This is a genomic window from Streptomyces sp. NBC_00568 (assembly GCF_026341855.1).
Taxonomy (GTDB): domain Bacteria; phylum Actinomycetota; class Actinomycetes; order Streptomycetales; family Streptomycetaceae; genus Streptomyces.
This window is the reverse complement of record NZ_JAPENW010000001.1, coordinates 6,023,138-6,040,188: the sequence shown is the minus strand read 5'-3', so window position 1 is coordinate 6,040,188 and position 17,051 is coordinate 6,023,138. Positions and strand designations below refer to the sequence as shown.

Sequence of the window (17,051 nt, the reverse complement as noted above, 5' to 3'; positions counted from 1 at the left end):
CCGTGCGAGAACAGCACGTCCCGGGAGGTGCCGGCGCGGTCGGTCGCGCCGTGCTCCCGGGTCGTGACTACTTCGCGTCGGCCTCGCCGTCGGTCTTCTTCGCCTCTGCCGCGTCGATGTCGGCGGCCTTCTCGGCCTTCGCCTCGGCGACCTCGTCGGCCGGCTTGTCCGCCGTGTCCTTCTTGCCGAGGTCGAGGGGCTTGTCGTCGGAGGCGTCGGAAGAGGCGTCGGCGGCGGGCTCGTCGGTCTCGGTGAGGGAGGAGGCGTCGTCCGGCACGACGGAGCCGTCGTGCTTCAGGTCGTGCTCGATGCCGTGGACGATGCGGTTGTACTCGTCGTCCGTGAGGACGGCGCCGATCGAGTTCTTCGCGAAGAGCAGGTCCACGCCCGGGGCGGCGTCAAGGAGAACCGTGTCCTCGTTGACCTCCTTGACTGTGGCGTACATACCGCCGATCGTGCGCACGCCGGAGCCGGGCTGCAGCTCGTTGCGCATGGAAGCCGCCTGCTGCTGCTTCTTCTTGGCCGACCGGGTCATCAGGAACATGGCCCCGATGAGCACGATGAACGGGAGGAGGGTCACGAGACTCACGGGTCGGAACTTCCTTCTTCGACCGCAATGGTGAACGGCCTGCTGGATGGGGGTATGTATGCCGTCGACAAGGGCGGCATCGGCGGAGTCTAAGCGAGTCCGCACTCAGGGAACAACGCTCAGCATGGCACCGGGGTTCCTGCCCCGGTACCTACGCGCGCCGTCACGCCCCGAACAGGTCCTGTTGTCCGTTTCCGCCTGCTGAGCGGCTCGGCGGCGTGAGGCCGAGATGTGTCCATGCCGCGGGTGTCGCCACCCGGCCACGGGGAGTACGGGCGAGGAGTCCCTCTCGTACGAGGAAGGGCTCGGCGACCTCTTCCACCGTCTCACGCTCCTCCCCCACAGCGACAGCGAGTGTGGACAATCCGACAGGGCCGCCGCCGAAAAGCTTGATCAGGGCGTCGAGGACACCGCGGTCGAGACGGTCCAGGCCCCGCGCGTCGACCTCGTAGACCTTGAGCGCCGCCCCGGCGATCTCCCGGGTGATGCTCCCGTCCGCCCTGACCTGCGCGTAGTCGCGCACACGGCGCAGCAGGCGGTTGGCGATACGGGGCGTGCCGCGGGAGCGTCCGGCGATCTCCGCGGCGCCCTCGGTGTCGATCTCGACGTCGAGGAGGCCGGCGGAGCGGTGGATGACGCGCTCCAGCTCGGCGGGCTCGTAGAACTCCATGTGCGCGGTGAAGCCGAAGCGGTCGCGCAGCGGCGGCGGCAGCAGTCCCGCGCGCGTGGTGGCGCCGACCAGGGTGAACGGGGGCAGCTCCAGCGGGATGGCGGTGGCGCCGGGGCCCTTGCCGACGATGACGTCGACGCGGAAGTCCTCCATCGCCATGTAGAGCATCTCCTCGGCGGGCCGGGACATGCGGTGGATCTCGTCGAGGAACAGGACCTCGCCCTCCTGGAGGGAGGAGAGGATCGCGGCGAGGTCTCCGGCGTGCTGGATGGCGGGGCCGCTGGTGATGCGGATGGGGGCGCCCATCTCGGCCGCGATGATCATGGAGAGGGTGGTCTTGCCGAGGCCGGGAGCTCCGGAGAGGAGCACGTGGTCGGCGGTGGCTCCGCGCGCCCGAGCGGCCCGCAGGACCAGGTCGAGCTGCTCGCGGACCTTCTCCTGGCCGATGAACTCGTCCAGGTCCTTGGGGCGCAGCGCGGCCTCGACGGCCTGGTCCTCACGGTCGGCGACCGATCCCACCAACCGCTCCGCGGCGGGGCCGACGAGCCCCTCGGCGGCGGCTTCGTCGGTCGTGTCGTCCCAGTTCATCGGTGGTGCCTCGCGGTCTCGTGGTGGTGGGGCGGTCGGCGGGTGGGCGGGCGCGGACCGCACCGGGGCGCGCGGCCGTCCCGGGGGCCGGGGCCGTTCAGCGGGCTCGGTTCAGGGTCTGCAGGGCGGCCCTGAGGAGCTGGCCGACCTGCGGGGTTCCCTCGGCGGCCTCGGCCTGCGGGGCGACGGCGGAGACCGCCTCGTCGGCCTCGCGGGTCGCGTACCCGAGGCCGACGAGCGCGGCGTGCAGCTGGTCGCGCCAGCCGGCGGTGACCGCCGTGCCGATGGCCGGGCCGCCGGGTCCGAGGGGCTCGCCGAGCCGGTCCTTGAGGTCCAGCAGCAGCTTCTGTGCGCCCTTCTTGCCGATGCCGGGGACGGCGATGAGCGCCTTCTCGTCGCCGGTGGACACGGCACGGCGCAGGGCGTCGGGGCTGTGCACGGCGAGCATCGCCTGGGCCAGGCGCGGGCCGACCCCGCTCGCGGTCTGGAGCAGCTCGAAGACCTGGCGTTCGTCGTCGTCGGCGAAGCCGTAGAGGGTGAGCGAGTCCTCGCGGACGACGAGGGAGGTGGCGAGCTTGGCCTGCTGTCCCGCGCGGAGCCCCGCGAGCGTATTGGGCGAGCACTGGACGGCGATCCCGATACCGCCGACCTCGACGACCGCGGAGTCGGGGGCGAGGGCGGCGACCGGGCCGCTGACGAAGGCGATCATGCGGTACGGCCTTTCGATGCTTGGTGCGAGGCGTGCGCGGCTGCGGCCTGCTGGAGTCTGTTCTGCGCGACGGCCTGCTGGGGCCGGTTCTGCGCGGCGGCCTGCTGGAGTCTGTTCTGGGCGGGGGCGCGCCAGATGTGGCAGATGGCGAGCGCGAGGGCGTCCGCCGCGTCGGCGGGTTTGGGGGGCGCGGCGAGCCGGAGCAGGCGGGTGACCATGGCGCCGACCTGGGCCTTGTCCGCGCGGCCGCTGCCGGTGACGGCGGCCTTGACCTCGCTCGGGGTGTGCAGGGCCACGGGGATGCCGCGCCGGGCGGCGCAGAGCATGGCGACGGCGCTGGCCTGGGCGGTGCCCATCACCGTGCGGACGTTGTGCTGGCTGAACACCCGCTCCACGGCGACGAATTCGGGCTCGTACTCGTCGAGCCACTGCTCGATGCCCTGCTCGATGGCGACCAGCCGCAGGCCCAACTCGGCGTCCGCCGGGGTGCGTACGACGCCGACGCCGCGCATGGTCAGGGGCCGGCCGGCGACTCCTTCGACCACCCCGACACCGCACCGGGTCAACCCGGGGTCAACACCCAGCACCCGCACCCGAGCCCCTCCTTCGACGTCCCCCGCTCACCACCGGGAGATTCCCCAGTTCGTGCAGGCTATCGGGTGCCACTGACAAAGCGACGGGCCGACGGGTGTGTCCCGTCGGCCCGTCGCGCTGCGCAAGCCCTCAGGCGTCGACCTTCTCCATGACTTCGTCGCTGACGTCGAAGTTGGCGAAGACGTTCTGCACGTCGTCGCTGTCCTCCAGGGCGTCGATCAGCTTGAAGATCTTCCGGGCGCCCTCCTCGTCGAGCTCGACCTGCATGGTCGGGACGAAGTTGGCGTCGGCGGAGTCGTAGTCGATGCCGGCCTCCTGGAGCGCGGTGCGCACCGCGACCAGGTCGGTGGCCTCGGAGAGGACCTCGAAGGACTCGCCGAGGTCGTTGACCTCTTCGGCGCCCGCGTCGAGCACGGCGCCGAGGACGTCGTCCTCGGCCAGCTCGCCCTTGGGGACGATGACGACGCCCTTGCGGTTGAAGAGGTACGACACGGAGCCGGGGTCGGCCATGTTCCCGCCGTTGCGGGTCATGGCGACGCGGACGTCCGAGGCCGCGCGGTTGCGGTTGTCGGTGAGGCACTCGATGAGCACGGCCACACCGTTCGGGCCGTAGCCCTCGTACATGATCGTCTCGTAGTCCGCGCCGCCGGCCTCGAGGCCGGCGCCGCGCTTGACCGCGGAGTCGATGTTCTTGTTGGGGACCGAGCTCTTCTTGGCCTTCTGGATGGCGTCGAACAGCGTCGGGTTTCCGGCCGGGTCAGCGCCACCAGTGCGGGCCGCGACCTCGATGTTCTTGATCATCTTCGCGAAGAGCTTGCCGCGCTTGGCGTCGATCACGGCCTTCTTGTGCTTCGTCGTAGCCCATTTAGAGTGGCCGGACATCTGCCTGTCTCCTTCGCGTTACCCAACCGGTACGAACTCCCCCGGACGTTGCGAGCCTGGGGGGACCTCCAGATCCTACTAGGAGGTGGCTGTCCGGTTCGCGCGGACCATGTCGACGAACAGGCCGTGCACACGGTGGTCGCCGGTCAGCTCCGGGTGGAACGACGTGGCGAGCGCGTTGCCCTGGCGTACCGCGACGATGTGGCCTCCGTGCTCGGCGAGCACCTCGGCCTCGGCGCCCACGGACTCGACCCAGGGGGCGCGGATGAAGACGCCCTCCACAGGACCGTCTTCGACACCCCGGACGTCGACCGCCGCCTCGAAGGACTCGTTCTGCCGTCCGAAGGCGTTGCGGCGCACGATCATGTCGATGCCGCCGATGGTCTCCTGGCCCGAGCGCGGGTCGAGGATCTTGTCGGCGAGCATGATCATGCCGGCGCAGGTGCCGTAGACGGGCATGCCGTCCCGCACGCGCGCGCGGAGGGGCTCCATCACTCCGAAGAGGACGGCCAGCTTGGAGATGGTGGTGGACTCGCCGCCGGGTATGACCAGACCGTCCACCTCCGCGATCTCCTCGGGGCGCCGCACCGGCCTGGCCACGGCGTCCGCCGCGGCCAGGGCGATGAGGTGCTCCCGTACGTCGCCCTGGAGAGCCAGGACACCGATGACAGGAGTGTTCATGGGTGACTACCAGCCGCGGTTGGCGTAGCGCTCGGTCTCGGGGAGGGTGTCGCAGTTGATGCCGACCATGGCCTCGCCGAGGTTGCGGGACGCGTCCGCGATGATCTTGGGGTCGTCGTAGAAGGTGGTGGCCTTCACGATGGCGGCGGCACGCTTGGCCGGGTCGCCGGACTTGAAGATGCCGGAGCCGACGAAGACGCCCTCGGCGCCGAGCTGGCGCATCAGCGCGGCGTCGGCCGGGGTGGCCACGCCACCGGCGGAGAACAGCACGACCGGGAGCTTGCCGAGCTCGGCGACCTCCTTGACGATCTCGTACGGGGCGCGCAGCTCCTTGGCGGCGGCGTAGAGCTCGTTGTTGTCGAAGCCGCGCAGCTTGGCGATCTCGTTCTTGATCTGGCGCAGGTGACGGACGGCCTCGACGACGTTGCCGGTGCCGGCCTCGCCCTTGGAGCGGATCATGGCCGCGCCCTCGGCGATGCGGCGCAGGGCCTCGCCCAGGTTGGTGGCGCCGCAGACGAAGGGGGTGGTGAACGCCCACTTGTCGGAGTGGTTGACCTCGTCGGCCGGGGTGAGGACCTCGGACTCGTCGATGTAGTCGACGCCGAGGGACTGCAGGACCTGGGCCTCGACGAAGTGGCCGATGCGGGACTTGGCCATCACCGGGATGGAGACCGCTTCGATGATCTCCTCGATCATGTTCGGGTCCGACATCCGGGCCACGCCGCCGTCCTTGCGGATGTCGGCGGGCACCCGCTCCAGGGCCATGACGGCCACGGCGCCGGCGTCCTCGGCGATCTTCGCCTGCTCGGCGTTGACCACGTCCATGATCACGCCGCCCTTGAGCTGCTCGGCCATGCCGCGCTTGACGCGGGCGGTGCCGATCGCGGAATTCTCAGCGGACTGGGCGGAGTTGGAGAGCGTGCTGGACACGGGTGACCTCACTCGGGGAAAGAGGATTTGAGCTCTTCGAGGAAACGCGAGGCGACCAGGCCACTGCAAGGGCCAATGGGGAGGCGGTGGATCGTTTTCCCCTCCACCCGCCCCCGTGCGTCAGCTCGTCGGGCGGTCCGCCAGGGCCGTCGGGGGCTCGTCGTCCATCTCGAAGGCCATCGGGAACGGGGCGTGGCCCGCGAGGCGGAACCAGCGGACCTTGCGGTGGCGGCGCAGGGCGCGGGCGGCGCGTACCGCGTCGTTGTGGAAGCGCCGTGCCATCGGCACCCGGCGCACGGCCTGGGCCAGCTCGCCGGCCGCCTCCTCGCCGCCGGGCACCTCGCGTACCGCCTCGACCTGCTGCGCCTCCCCGAACACCGCCCGCAGGGCCTGGCTCAGCTCGCTCTCGGCCACCTCGCGCTGCTCCTCCTCGGCCTGCCGGGCCGCGTGCGCCGCTTCGTAGAGCACGATCGAGGCGGCCGGGTCGAGCACCCCGGAGGTGGCCAGCTCCTGGGTCACGGAGGCCCGGCGCAGCAGCTGCGCGTCGAGGGCGGCGCGGGTGGCGTCGATACGGGCGTGCAGCCGGTCGAGCCGCCCGGCGGTCCAGCTCAGATAGAGGCCGATCGCGACGAGTCCGACGAGGATCCAGATGAGGGTTGCGGTCACGGGCGGCAAGGCTACCCGTGCCGGTCACCGGCCCGCCGGGGCCCGCACCACGACGTGAGCCCTGCCCACAGGGCCGCCACCGCGGCCCGCTCCCGCAGGGGAGGGCCACGGTGGCCGGGGGCGGTCCATCCCGCCTCGACCTGCGTGCGGGGTGTCAGTCCCGGGCCAGGCCGAAGCGGGCCCGCAGGCCCGTGCGTTCGTCCGTGGCGACCGCGGCCGCGCCGTCCGTGACCGTCTCGTACACGGACAGGATGTCCGCGCCGACCGTCGACCAGTCGAAGCGCCGTACGTGGGCGCTCCCCCGCTCGCGCAGTTCGGCCCGGCGCTCCGGGTCGCCGAGCAGCCGCACCGCGGCCGTGGCCAGGGCGTCCGCGTCCTCGTTGGCGAACAGCTCACCGGCCGCACCCTGGTCGAGGACCTGGGCGAACGCGTCGAGGTCCGCGGCGAGCACGGGCGCTCCGGCGGACATCGCCTCGACCAGGATGATCCCGAAGCTCTCGCCGCCCGTGTTGGGCGCGACGTAGAGGTCGACGCTGCGCAGGAAACGGGCCTTGTCCTCGTCGCTGATCATGCCGAGGAACTCCACGCGCGAGCGCATCTCGGCGGGCAGCGACTCCACGGCCTCCTTCTCGTCGCCGCGTCCGGCGACCAGCAGCCGCGTCTGCGGGCGCTCGGCGAGGATCTTCGGCAGCGCCCTCATGAGCACCGGCAGGCCCTTGCGGGGCTCGTCGATGCGGCCGATGAACCCGATGGTGTCGCCCTGCCATTCGGGCCGGGGCTTGGCGCGCGCGAAGAACTCGACGTCGACGCCGTTCGGGATGACGACGGCGTCGCCGCCGAGGTGCTCGACGAGGGTGCGCCGCGCGTACTCGCTCACGGCGATCCGCGCGCTGATCTTCTCCAGGGCGGCCTGGAGGATCGAGTACGCGGCGACCATCGCCCGGGAGCGCGGGTTCGAGGTGTGGAAGGTCGCGACGATCGGACCCTGCGCGGCCCAGCACGTCAGCAGGCCGAGCGACGGCGAGGACGGCTCGTGGATGTGCACCACGTCGAAGGTGCCGTCGTGCAGCCAGCGCCGCACCCGGGCCGCCGACAGGAAGCCGAAGTTCAGCCGCGCCACCGAGCCGTTGTACGGCACCGGGACCGCGCGGCCCGCCGAGACGACGTACGGCGGCAGGGGGGTGTCGTCGTCCGCGGGAGCGAGGACGGAGACCTCGTGCCCCAGGCCGATGAGGTGCTGGGCCAGGTCGCGGATGTGGAACTGGACGCCGCCCGGAACGTCCCAGGAGTACGGGCAGACGATGCCGATCCTCACGGGGTCCTCTTCTCGGGATCCTGCGCGGTGGACTCCTGGGGAGTCTTCCCGGGGTCGAGGTCCTTGAGCCACAAACGCTGCAACATGTGCCAGTCCTCCGGGTGGTCGGCGATGCCCGTGGCGAAGGCGTCGGCCAGCGCCTGTGTCATGGCAGACGTCTTCTCGGCCCGGGTACCTGACTCGGGGACCTCGACGGGCGGATGCACCTGGCCCCGCATCACGGGCGAATCGTCGTACCAGAGCGTCACGGGCAGGAGGATGGCGCCGGTCTGCTGGGCGAGCAGGGCCGGTCCCGCGGGCATCCGGGTCGCCTCGCCGAAGAACTCCACCTCGACGCCCGAGGCGGACAGGTCACGTTCGGCGACCAGGCAGACCAGTCCGCCGTCGCGCAGGCGCCGGGCCAGCGTGCCGAACGCGGTACCGCCGCTGTGCGGCAGGACCTCCATGCCGAGGCCCTCGCGATAGGCGACGAAACGGTCGTACAGCGACTCGGGCTTGAGGCGCTCGGCGACGGTCGTGAACGGCGTCTTCAGCCCGGTGGTGACCCAGGCGCCCGCGAGGTCCCAGTTCGCCATGTGCGGAAGGGCCAGGATGACGCCCCGGTCGGATGCGATCCCGTCGGTGAGGCGGTGCACGTCCTTGATCTCGAGCCCGTTGGCCACCCGCTCCTGGCTCCACGCGGGAAGGCGGAACGACTCCATCCAGTAGCGCAGGTACGAGCGCATGCCGGCCTTGGAGAGCTCGGCCAGCCGCTGCGGCGTCGCGTCCGGCACCACGCGCGCGTAGTTGCTCTCCAGACGCTGTACGCCCTTGCCGCGCTTCTTCCAGGTGAGGTCGGCGATGGTGCGGCCGAGGCGCACGGCGACCGGCTCGGGGAGCTTCTTGACGGTGCTCCAGCCCAGGGCGTAGGCACCGTCCACCAGCCTGTCCTGGAGGCTGGTCACGACGTGGCCTCGCTGTTCTGCGCGGCGTCCGCGGCGTCCGCCTCGGCGGACTCCCGGCGGACGGTGACGACCCGCTGGATCAGCGTGACGAGGCTGCCGACGGCGACGATCCACAGCGCGATGGGCAGCAGCACCTGGATGCCGGGCACGCCGAACGCGTGCAGGCCCGCCAGACCGGCCGCGACCAGCGAGATCACCAGTCGCTCGGCGCGCTCGACGAGACCGTTGACGGCGACCGGCAGGCCGATCGACTCACCGCGTGCCTTGGTGTACGACACCACCTGGCCACTGGCCAGACAGAAGATCGAGACGGCGCACAGGACGTTGTCGTCGCCGTTGCCCGCGTACCAGAGCGCGAAGCCGCCGAAGATCGCTCCGTCGGCGACCCGGTCGAGCGTGGAGTCCAGGAAGGCGCCCCAGCGGCTGGTGCGGCCGAGCTGGCGCGCCATGTTCCCGTCGACCAGGTCGGAGAACACGAAGAGCGTGATGACGATCGTGCCCCAGAAGAACTCTCCCCGGGGGTAGAAGACCAGCGCGCCCGCCATCACTCCGGCCGTGCCCAGGAGGGTGACCGTGTCGGGGCTTACCCCCCGGCGGATGAGAAACGCGGCGAACGGTGTGAGGACACGCGTGAAGAATGCACGCGCGTACTTGTTCAGCATGGCCTTCCCGAGGGTCGGTGTCGCCGGGCGGCCCCTGCTGGCCGTCGGCTGGCCCATCGTAGTCACGCGTGCGCTTGTGCGATGGTCGGGCACCCGCACCCCGTGTCACGACGGGATGCCATCGGTGTCACGGCGGGATCGCGTCCCCTGTATGGACGCACCGTGACGCGAGTGCAAAGCTCGAAGACACCGCGGGGCGTCACCGGAGCCGCCACCGCTGGGGGTGCCCCCGTGTCGGGGGAGGCTTCGGCATGTCCCGCGCCCACAGTGACCTCACCGTGCACGGGAGGCAAGGCCATGGGCGACAAGGCGAACGCACACCCCGGAGCCGCCGGCAGGGCTACGGCGGCCGACCACCCCGCGTCCGTACGGAATGTGGTGCTGGTCGGCCACAGCGGATCGGGCAAGACGACATTGGTGGAGGCTCTCGCGCTGACGGCGGGAGCGGTGAACCGGGCGGGCCGCGTGGAGGACGGCGGCACCGTCTCCGACTACGACGAGATCGAGCACCGGCAGCAACGCTCGGTGCAGCTCTCCCTGGTACCCGTCGACTGGGACGGATACAAGATCAATATTCTGGACACTCCCGGGTACGCCGACTTCGTCGGGGAGTTGAGGGCCGGTCTGCGAGCGGCGGACGCGGCCCTTTTCGTCGTCTCGGCGTCGGACGGCGTGGACGGCTCGACCCGGATGGTGTGGGAGGAGTGCGCGGCCGTCGGCATGCCGCGGGCCATCGTGGTCACCCACCTCGAATCGGCCCGGGCGGACTTCGAGGAGATGACCCGGATCTGCGCGGAGGCGTTCGGCGGGGACGACCCCGACGCCGTACTGCCCCTGTATCTGCCGCTGCACGGCGCCGAGGCGCCGGACGGGCACGCGCCCGTGACCGGCCTGATCGGACTGCTCACCCAGCGGCTGTTCGACTACTCCTCGGGGGAGCGCAAGGAGGCGGAGCCGGGGCCCGACCAGCAACCGCTCATCGACGAGGCCCGCAACCGGCTGATCGAGGGGATCATCGCCGAGAGCGAGGACGAGACGCTCATGGACCGCTATCTCGGCGGCGAGGAGATCGACCTCAAGACGCTCGTGCAGGACCTGGAACGGGCCGTGGCACGCGGGAGTTTCTTCCCGGTGCTGGCCGCGGCTCCGGCCGCCGAGGGCGCCCGTCAGGGGCTCGGCACGGTCGAGCTCCTCGAACTGGTCACGGGCGGTTTCCCCACCCCGCTGGAACGCCCGGCGCCGGCGGTGACCACGCCGGACGGCGCCGCGCGCGAGGTGAAGGCCTGCGACCCGGACGGGCCGCTGGTCGCCGAGGTCGTGAAGACCGCGTCCGACCCGTACGTGGGACGGGTCTCCCTGGTCCGGGTCTTCTCCGGAACCCTGCGCCCCGACGCGACGGTGCACGTCTCCGGGCACGGGCTGACCGACCGCGGACACGAGGACCACGACGTCGACGAGCGGATCGGCGCCCTCACCGCGCCGTTCGGCAAGCAGCAGCGCGCCCTCACCCACTGCATCGCGGGCGACCTCGCCTGTGTGGCGAAGCTGAACCGCGCCGAGACGGGCGACACGCTCTCGGCCAAGGACGACCCGCTGCTCATGGAGCCGTGGCGGATGCCCGACCCGCTCCTCCCGCTCGCCATCGAGGCCCACAGCAAGGCGGACGAGGACAAGCTCTCCCAGGGGCTCGGGCGGCTGGTCGCCGAGGACCCCACGATGCGACTGGAACAGAATCCGAACACCCACCAGGTCGTCCTGTGGTGCCTGGGCGAGGCGCACGCCGACGTCGCCCTGGAACGGCTGCGCAACCGGTACGGCGTGCAGGTCGACGTCGTCCCGCACAAGGTCTCCCTGCGGGAGACGTTCGCCGGCTCGTCGGCCGGGCGCGGACGCCATGTGAAACAGTCCGGCGGGCACGGCCAGTTCGCGATCTGCGAGATCGAGGTCGAACCGCTGCCCGGCGGCTCGGGCATCGAGTTCGTGGACAAGGTGGTCGGCGGCGCCGTGCCGCGGCAGTTCATCCCGTCCGTCGAGAAGGGCGTGCGCGCCCAGGCCGCCAAGGGCGTGGTCGCGGGCTATCCGCTCATCGACGTACGGGTCACGCTGACCGACGGCAAGGCGCACTCGGTGGACTCCTCCGACGCCGCCTTCCAGACGGCGGGCGCGCTCGCGCTGCGCGAAGCGGCCCGCGACACCAAGATCCATCTCCTGGAGCCGGTGGCCGAGGTGAGCGTCATGGTCGGCGACGACTACGTGGGGGCGGTGATGAGCGACCTGTCGGGGCGCCGCGGCCGGGTCGTCGGCACCGAGCAGGCGGGCGGCGGGCGCACGCTCGTACGGGCCGAGGTGCCGGAGATCGAGATCGGGCGGTACGCGGTGGATCTGCGGTCCATCTCGCACGGCACCGCGCGGTTCGACCGGTGTTACGCGCGGCACGAGCCCATGCCGCAGCAGATCGCCGAACGGCTGCGCGAACAGGCGCCGGGTACCTGAGGGTTGGGGAGGTTCGCCCGTCGGCGGACGGCTTCCGCCGTCCGCCGACGGATCTCGGTCGCGGCCGTTACCCTGAGAACCTGATCAAGACGATGACCTGATCAACAGGTGTGCGGGACACCGAAGTCGGGAAAGCCGCAGGAGCGGGTGCGGCGGCGATGGGGGCGGAAGTGGCGTTCGACGGTTTCGATTTCACTCCCGGGGCGCAAGTGCCGCTCACGGGCTCCGCGGGGCAGACGGCGGCGAGCTTCGCCCTGGCCTCGGCGGCCTACCGCGACAATCCGGTGGAGGAGATCCTCAAGGCCGACAACGAATGGCACAAGTCCACGGTCAAGGCCGGCCGGATCAAGCTGTTCGCGCCGAATCTCGGCGAGGCCTTCGCGGGGGCCGTCGCGGCCCGCATGCTGGGCACGGGCCGCAAACCGCTGATCCAGTCCTTCGGCACCGAGCCGCAGGTCGTCGTGGAGCACTGCCTCGCGTCCACCAACATCCGCCGGGACCGCGACAACTGGCTGTCGGCCGTCATGGTGCTCTGCGGGCTGCTGTTCCTGCCCGGACTGCTGGTGTGGCTGCTGGTCTTCCAGATCCGTACGCAGATCGCCAAGCGCGAGGACAAGCGTGCCTCCGCGCTCGGCACCACCCTCCTCGTCGCCGTCGGCGCCCTGGCCGTCCTCTTCCTCCTCCGCATGCCGTTCACTGGCTTCTGGGCCTGGTACGCGCGCGCCGCGGTGATCCTCCCGGTCGTCGGCTGGCTGTGGGCGAAGCAGATCTGCGAGCGCACGGCCAAGGATCTGCGGGCGCGCTGGGACAGCCTGCTGTCGGGCGGCGGCATCGGCGCCAAGATCCCCGAGGCGGTCCCCGGCAGCCCCGGGGAGACGGCGGCGGAGCGGCTGCGCCAGGCGCTCGCCCGGCTCACCGCGGAGCAGCAGTCCAACTCGGTCTTCTACGCGGGCCCCAAGGGCATACTCGGCATGGGCACCCGCTGGGGCAGCTGGCAGCTCGCCGAGGACCTGGTGGCACGGGACGCGGGCAAGGAGATCCACCCGTTCCGCAGCTGGGACGTGATCCGCAACATCCACGACCAGTTGCGCATGCTGGAGCGCGGTCCGCTCAACACCGGTGGTTTTCCCGCTCCTTCGATCAAGCACTGGATCGTCACACCGATCGGCGAGAACGCGAAGGCGGTGGCCCGGCCGGGCGGCACGGATGTGGACGCCTACACGATCAAGACGCACGCCGTGCAGGACATCTGCAACAAGCAGCAGTTCGGCAGCGGCGACCGGCACTATCTCGGGGTCCAGTGGACGCTGTGGGACGGCCAGTTGATCATCACCATGATGATCACGGTGACCGTGCTGCACCAGACGCTGCGCATCGAGGTGACCGGACATGCGCTGGGACCGGTGAACTCGCTGTTCACCACCAAGCCGGAGGCCCCGACCAAGGAGGTCGCGAAGGCCGTCAAGTTCTGGGAGACCCGCAAGGTGAGCCTGCCGCTGGTCACCGCGGACGAGGTCGTGCGGCTCACGGCGCGGGCGCCCTTGACCTGGTATCCGCCGCTTCTGAACTGGCTCGGCGGGAGTCTGGAGCTGCCCGAGCCCTTCGGACTGCGGCACGCCTGGGCCGATCAGCCGTGGCGGCACCGTTTCATGGCGGACGACGCGCTGCGGGCCGCGACGCCCGTGCTGCGCGTGGTGCACTCGGCGGCGATCAAGGTCCTCGAGGAGAACGGCGTCGACACGGAGAAGTTCGGCAACCGCTCGGCCTTCCTCAGCACGGCGGTGCAGGACGTCTCGCCGCGCAAGGCGGACCTGTACGACGCGTAGAGCCGGCCTGGACGACGCGTAAGGCCGGCCTGTATGACGCGTAAAGCCGGCGCCGGTACGACATGTGGACGCGTGACACCGGAGGCGGTGGGGCCGAGGACCGACCGCACTCCGTCGGCCCGCGAGGGACGGGGCGCCCGGAGAAGGCGCCCCGTGCCGGACTACGCGGTGGGCCAGGCCTCCGCCAGCATCTTGCGGGTGTCCGCGAGGAGTTGCGGCAGGACCTTGGTGTGGCCGACGACCGGCATGAAGTTGGTGTCGCCGCCCCAGCGGGGGACGATGTGCTGGTGCAGATGGGCGGCGATGCCCGCGCCCGCGACGGTGCCCTGGTTCATGCCGATGTTGAATCCATGGGCGCCGGAGGCGGTGCGCAGGGCGGTCATGGCCTGCTTGGTCAGCTCACCGAGTTCGGCCGTCTCCGGGGCGGTGAGGTCCGTGTAGTCGGCGACGTGACGGTAGGGCACGACCATCAGGTGCCCACCGTTGTACGGGTAGAGGTTGAGCACCGCGTAGACCTGCTCCCCGCGCCTGACGATCAGCCCGTCCTCATCGGACTTGGCCGGAATCGAGCAGAAGGGACAACCGTCGTCGGCCCCCGGGCCGGTGGGCTTGTTCTCGCCCTGGATGTAAGCCATCCGGTGGGGCGTCCAAAGGCGCTGGAACGCGTCCTGCGTTCCCACTCCGATCTGCTGCTCCGGCTCACTCGTCATGTGTTGCAGCATATTGCTTCGCCCGTTCGCGGCGTGTCGGCGGGTGTCACACAAAGGGGCATGCGGCGAAGCTGGGGCCATGGACGACGACAGCCCGATGACCCGCTGGGAGCAGCGCACCGAGGTACCACTGGCGGTCGCGTCACTGCTGTTCCTCTCCGCCTACGCGGTCCTCGTGCTGGCGCACGGTCTGCCCCAGGCGGGGCGGGACGCCTGCCTCGCGGTGATCATGCTCACCTGGGCGGCGTTCCTCGTCGACTACCTGGTGCTGTGGCGGCTGAGCGGCCAGGGCCTCCGGTTCGTCCCGAGCCACGGGCTGGACACCGTGGTGCTCGTCCTGCCGCTGCTGCGGCCACTGCGCATGGTCAAGCTCTACGACGCCGTGCTGCGGCGCCGCGGAGAGCCTCGCCTCCCGCTGTACGCGCGGGTGATGTTCTACGCGAGCATCGCGGTACTGCTGCTCGGTTTCGCGGGTGCCCTCGCCGTCTACCAGGCCGAGTACCAGGCACCGCACGCGACGATCGTCACCTTCGGTGACTCGGTGTGGTGGGCCGCCTCCACGCTCTCGACGGTGGGGTACGGGGACGTGGCGCCGGTGACGCCGAAGGGTCGCACGATCGCGGTCGCCATGATGGTGTGCGGTCTGGCGCTGCTCGGCGCGGTGACGGGCTCGTTCTCCTCGTGGCTGTTGCAGGTGTTCGCGCGCGAGGGCGACGAGAAGCCCCCGGGGAGCTGAGCTTCCCGGGGGCTTCTGACCGCGTACGGAACGCGGGGGTACGGACCCCTGCGGATCAGACCTGCGCGCGCTCCTCGACGACCTTCGCGATCTTGGCGATGGCCTCGTCGAGCGGGATGCCGTTCTCCTGGGAGCCGTCGCGGTAGCGGAAGGAGACGGCGCCGGCCGCCATGTCCTCGTCGCCCGCGATGACCATGAAGGGCACCTTCTGCTTCTGCGCGTTGCGGATCTTCTTCTGCATCCGGTCCGAGGACGCGTCGACCTCGACCCGCAGACCCTTCTTCCTGGCCTCGGCGGCGAACTTCTGGAGGTACTCCACGTGCGCGTCGCCGATCGGGATGCCGATCGCCTGGACGGGCGCCAGCCATGCCGGGAACGCGCCCGCGTAGTGCTCGAGGAGCACGGCGAAGAACCGCTCGATGGAGCCGAAGAGCGCGCGGTGGATCATGACCGGGCGCTGCTTGGAGCCGTCGGGGCCGGTGTACTCCAGGTCGAAGCGCTCGGGCAGGTTGAAGTCGAGCTGCACGGTCGACATCTGCCAGGTGCGGCCGATGGCGTCCTTGGTCTGCACGGAGATCTTCGGGCCGTAGAAGGCGGCGCCGCCCGGGTCCGGGACCAGCGGGAGGCCCTGCTTCTCGGCGACCTGGCGCAGCGTCTCGGTGGCCTCTTCCCAGATCTCGTCCGAGCCGACGAACTTCTCGGGGTCCTTGGTGGACAGCTCCAGGTAGAAGTCGGTGAGGCCGTAGTCGCGCAGCAGGTTCAGGACGAAGGTGAGCGTCTTGTCGAGCTCGTCCGCCATCTGCTCCTTGGTGCAGTAGATGTGCGCGTCGTCCTGCGTGAAGCCCCGGGCGCGGGTCAGGCCGTGCACGACGCCCGACTTCTCGTACCGGTACACGGTGCCGAACTCGAAGAGGCGCAGCGGCAGTTCGCGGTACGAGCGGCCGCGCGCGTCGAAGATCAGGTTGTGCATCGGGCAGTTCATGGGCTTGAGGTAGTAGTCCACGCCCTCGTCGAGCTGCATGGGCGGGTACATGCCGTCGGCGTACCAGTCCAGGTGGCCCGAGGTCTCGAAGAGCTTCCCCTTGGTGGCGTGGGGGGTGTAGACGAACTCGTAGCCCTCCTCCTCGTGCCGGCGGCGCGAGTAGTCCTCCATGACCCGGCGGATGATGCCGCCCTTGGGGTGGAAGACGGCGAGGCCGGAGCCGATCTGGTCCGGGATGGAGAACAGGTCCAGCTCGTTGCCCAGCTTGCGGTGGTCGCGCTTCTCGGCCTCGGCGAGGAAGTCGAGGTGCGCCTTGAGCTCCTCCTTGGAGGGCCAGGCGGTGCCGTAGATGCGCTGGAGCATGGGGTTCTTCTCGCTGCCGCGCCAGTACGCGGCGGCGTTGCGCATCAGCTTGAACGCCGGGATGTTGCGGGTGGTGGGCAGGTGGGGACCGCGGCAGAGGTCCTTCCAGCACAGGTCGCCGGTCTTGGCGTCGAGGTTGTCGTAGATGGTCAGCTCGCCGCCGCCCACCTCGACGTCCGCGCCGTCGTCCGAGGAGGCGGAGCCCTTGATGCCGATGAGCTCCAGCTTGTACGGCTCGGCCGCGAGCTCCTCGCGGGCGTCCGCGTCGGTGACGACGCGGCGGGAGAAGCGCTGCCCGCGCTTCTGGATCTCCTGCATCTTCTTCTCGACGGCCTTGAGGTCCTCGGGCGTGAAGGGCTTCTCGACGTCGAAGTCGTAGTAGAAGCCGTCCTTGACCGGCGGGCCGATGCCCAGCTTGGCGTCGGGGAAGAGCTCCTGCACGGCCTGGGCCATGACGTGGGCGGTGGAGTGGCGCAGGATGTTCAGGCCGTCCTCGGAGGAGATCTCGACCGGCTCGACCTCCTCGCCGTCCTGCACCTCGTACGCGAGGTCCCTCAGCTCGCCGGCCACGCGGGCCGCGACGATGGTGCGCTCGCCGGTGAAGAGGTCGGCGGCCGTAGTGCCCGTCGTCACCACGCGCTCTTCCCGCTCGGAATCGCGTTGGATGATCACACGGACGTCTGACACCGGACTCTCCTGACTGAAGGGAAC

At 70.6% G+C, this 17,051-nt stretch carries 16 protein-coding genes; 3 read left to right on the top strand and 13 right to left on the bottom strand.

Features of this window, described 5'->3' with window-relative positions:
* Positions 1-67 precede the first annotated feature (67 nt).
* From yajC to pgsA, 11 genes are all read right to left on the bottom strand, one after another.
* Positions 68-589, bottom strand: coding sequence for a preprotein translocase subunit YajC (gene yajC / locus OOK38_RS26295; protein ID WP_266756545.1), 522 nt, complete (start codon positions 587-589; stop codon positions 68-70).
* Positions 590-752: 163 nt separating this feature from the next.
* Positions 753-1,847 carry a Holliday junction branch migration DNA helicase RuvB gene (ruvB, locus tag OOK38_RS26290; protein ID WP_266756547.1) on the bottom strand — a complete coding sequence of 365 codons (1,095 nt, stop codon included), beginning with the start codon at positions 1,845-1,847 and terminating at the stop codon, positions 753-755.
* Positions 1,848-1,944: 97 nt separating this feature from the next.
* The gene (gene ruvA, locus OOK38_RS26285; RefSeq protein ID WP_266756549.1) at positions 1,945-2,556 is read right to left on the bottom strand and encodes a Holliday junction branch migration protein RuvA; all 612 of its coding nucleotides are present in this window, start codon (positions 2,554-2,556) and stop codon (positions 1,945-1,947) included.
* The gene (gene ruvC, locus OOK38_RS26280) at positions 2,553-3,149 is read right to left on the bottom strand and encodes a crossover junction endodeoxyribonuclease RuvC (protein ID WP_266756551.1); all 597 of its coding nucleotides are present in this window, start codon (positions 3,147-3,149) and stop codon (positions 2,553-2,555) included. Before ruvC ends, ruvA begins: the two co-directional genes overlap by 4 nt.
* A 130-nt stretch (positions 3,150-3,279) precedes the next feature.
* Positions 3,280-4,032, bottom strand: a complete 753-nt coding sequence (locus tag OOK38_RS26275) for a YebC/PmpR family DNA-binding transcriptional regulator (protein WP_266756552.1) — start codon at positions 4,030-4,032, stop codon at positions 3,280-3,282.
* Between the two features lie 78 nt (positions 4,033-4,110).
* Positions 4,111-4,713 carry a pyridoxal 5'-phosphate synthase glutaminase subunit PdxT gene (pdxT, locus tag OOK38_RS26270; protein ID WP_266756554.1) on the bottom strand — a complete coding sequence of 201 codons (603 nt, stop codon included), beginning with the start codon at positions 4,711-4,713 and terminating at the stop codon, positions 4,111-4,113.
* A 6-nt stretch (positions 4,714-4,719) separates the two neighbouring features.
* A complete protein-coding gene (gene pdxS / locus OOK38_RS26265) occupies positions 4,720-5,643 on the bottom strand; it encodes a pyridoxal 5'-phosphate synthase lyase subunit PdxS (protein ID WP_323178828.1) in 924 nt (307 codons plus the stop codon).
* A 120-nt stretch (positions 5,644-5,763) separates the two neighbouring features.
* Positions 5,764-6,309, bottom strand: coding sequence for a hypothetical protein (locus OOK38_RS26260; protein ID WP_266756556.1), 546 nt, complete (start codon positions 6,307-6,309; stop codon positions 5,764-5,766).
* Between the two features lie 154 nt (positions 6,310-6,463).
* A complete protein-coding gene (locus OOK38_RS26255) occupies positions 6,464-7,624 on the bottom strand; it encodes a glycosyltransferase family 4 protein (protein WP_266756557.1) in 1,161 nt (386 codons plus the stop codon).
* On the bottom strand, positions 7,621-8,568 hold the full coding sequence (locus OOK38_RS26250; RefSeq protein ID WP_266756558.1) for a phosphatidylinositol mannoside acyltransferase: 948 nt from the start codon (positions 8,566-8,568) through the stop codon (positions 7,621-7,623). Before OOK38_RS26250 ends, OOK38_RS26255 begins: the two co-directional genes overlap by 4 nt.
* Positions 8,565-9,287, bottom strand: coding sequence for a phosphatidylinositol phosphate synthase (pgsA, locus tag OOK38_RS26245; protein WP_266765591.1), 723 nt, complete (start codon positions 9,285-9,287; stop codon positions 8,565-8,567). The genes OOK38_RS26250 and pgsA overlap by 4 nt, the downstream gene beginning before the upstream one ends.
* Before the next feature lie 240 nt (positions 9,288-9,527).
* Between pgsA and OOK38_RS26240 the strand changes: the two genes are divergently transcribed.
* Both OOK38_RS26240 and OOK38_RS26235 read left to right on the top strand, forming a co-directional pair.
* The gene (locus OOK38_RS26240) at positions 9,528-11,723 is read left to right on the top strand and encodes an elongation factor G-like protein EF-G2 (protein ID WP_266756560.1); all 2,196 of its coding nucleotides are present in this window, start codon (positions 9,528-9,530) and stop codon (positions 11,721-11,723) included.
* Positions 11,724-11,881: 158 nt separating this feature from the next.
* Positions 11,882-13,549: a hypothetical protein gene (locus OOK38_RS26235; RefSeq protein ID WP_266756562.1), complete on the top strand. Its 1,668-nt coding sequence runs from the start codon at positions 11,882-11,884 to the stop codon at positions 13,547-13,549.
* Positions 13,550-13,710: 161 nt separating this feature from the next.
* Here OOK38_RS26235 and OOK38_RS26230 read toward each other — a convergent pair whose 3' ends face one another.
* On the bottom strand, positions 13,711-14,271 hold the full coding sequence (locus OOK38_RS26230) for an HIT domain-containing protein (protein WP_266756564.1): 561 nt from the start codon (positions 14,269-14,271) through the stop codon (positions 13,711-13,713).
* Between the two features lie 67 nt (positions 14,272-14,338).
* On the opposite strand from OOK38_RS26230, the gene OOK38_RS26225 reads away from it, so the two are divergent.
* The gene (locus OOK38_RS26225) at positions 14,339-14,995 is read left to right on the top strand and encodes a potassium channel family protein (RefSeq protein ID WP_266756566.1); all 657 of its coding nucleotides are present in this window, start codon (positions 14,339-14,341) and stop codon (positions 14,993-14,995) included.
* A gap of 55 nt (positions 14,996-15,050) precedes the next feature.
* On the opposite strand, the gene thrS is transcribed toward OOK38_RS26225, so the two are convergent.
* Positions 15,051-17,027 (bottom strand): threonine--tRNA ligase, encoded by a 1,977-nt coding sequence (gene thrS / locus OOK38_RS26220; RefSeq protein ID WP_266756568.1) that lies wholly within the window; start codon positions 17,025-17,027, stop codon positions 15,051-15,053.
* Between the last annotated feature and the right edge of the window lie 24 nt (positions 17,028-17,051).

Coding starts and splice junctions, on each gene's coding strand:
- pgsA (WP_266765591.1), bottom strand. CDS start 9,287: ATGGGCCAGCCGACGGCCAGCAGGGGCCGCCCGGCGACACCGACCCTC.
- ruvA (WP_266756549.1), bottom strand. CDS start 2,556: ATGATCGCCTTCGTCAGCGGCCCGGTCGCCGCCCTCGCCCCCGACTCC.
- OOK38_RS26235 (WP_266756562.1), top strand. CDS start 11,882: ATGGGGGCGGAAGTGGCGTTCGACGGTTTCGATTTCACTCCCGGGGCG.
- OOK38_RS26240 (WP_266756560.1), top strand. CDS start 9,528: ATGGGCGACAAGGCGAACGCACACCCCGGAGCCGCCGGCAGGGCTACG.
- ruvB (WP_266756547.1), bottom strand. CDS start 1,847: ATGAACTGGGACGACACGACCGACGAAGCCGCCGCCGAGGGGCTCGTC.
- OOK38_RS26275 (WP_266756552.1), bottom strand. CDS start 4,032: ATGTCCGGCCACTCTAAATGGGCTACGACGAAGCACAAGAAGGCCGTG.
- OOK38_RS26225 (WP_266756566.1), top strand. CDS start 14,339: ATGGACGACGACAGCCCGATGACCCGCTGGGAGCAGCGCACCGAGGTA.
- pdxT (WP_266756554.1), bottom strand. CDS start 4,713: ATGAACACTCCTGTCATCGGTGTCCTGGCTCTCCAGGGCGACGTACGG.
- OOK38_RS26230 (WP_266756564.1), bottom strand. CDS start 14,271: ATGCTGCAACACATGACGAGTGAGCCGGAGCAGCAGATCGGAGTGGGA.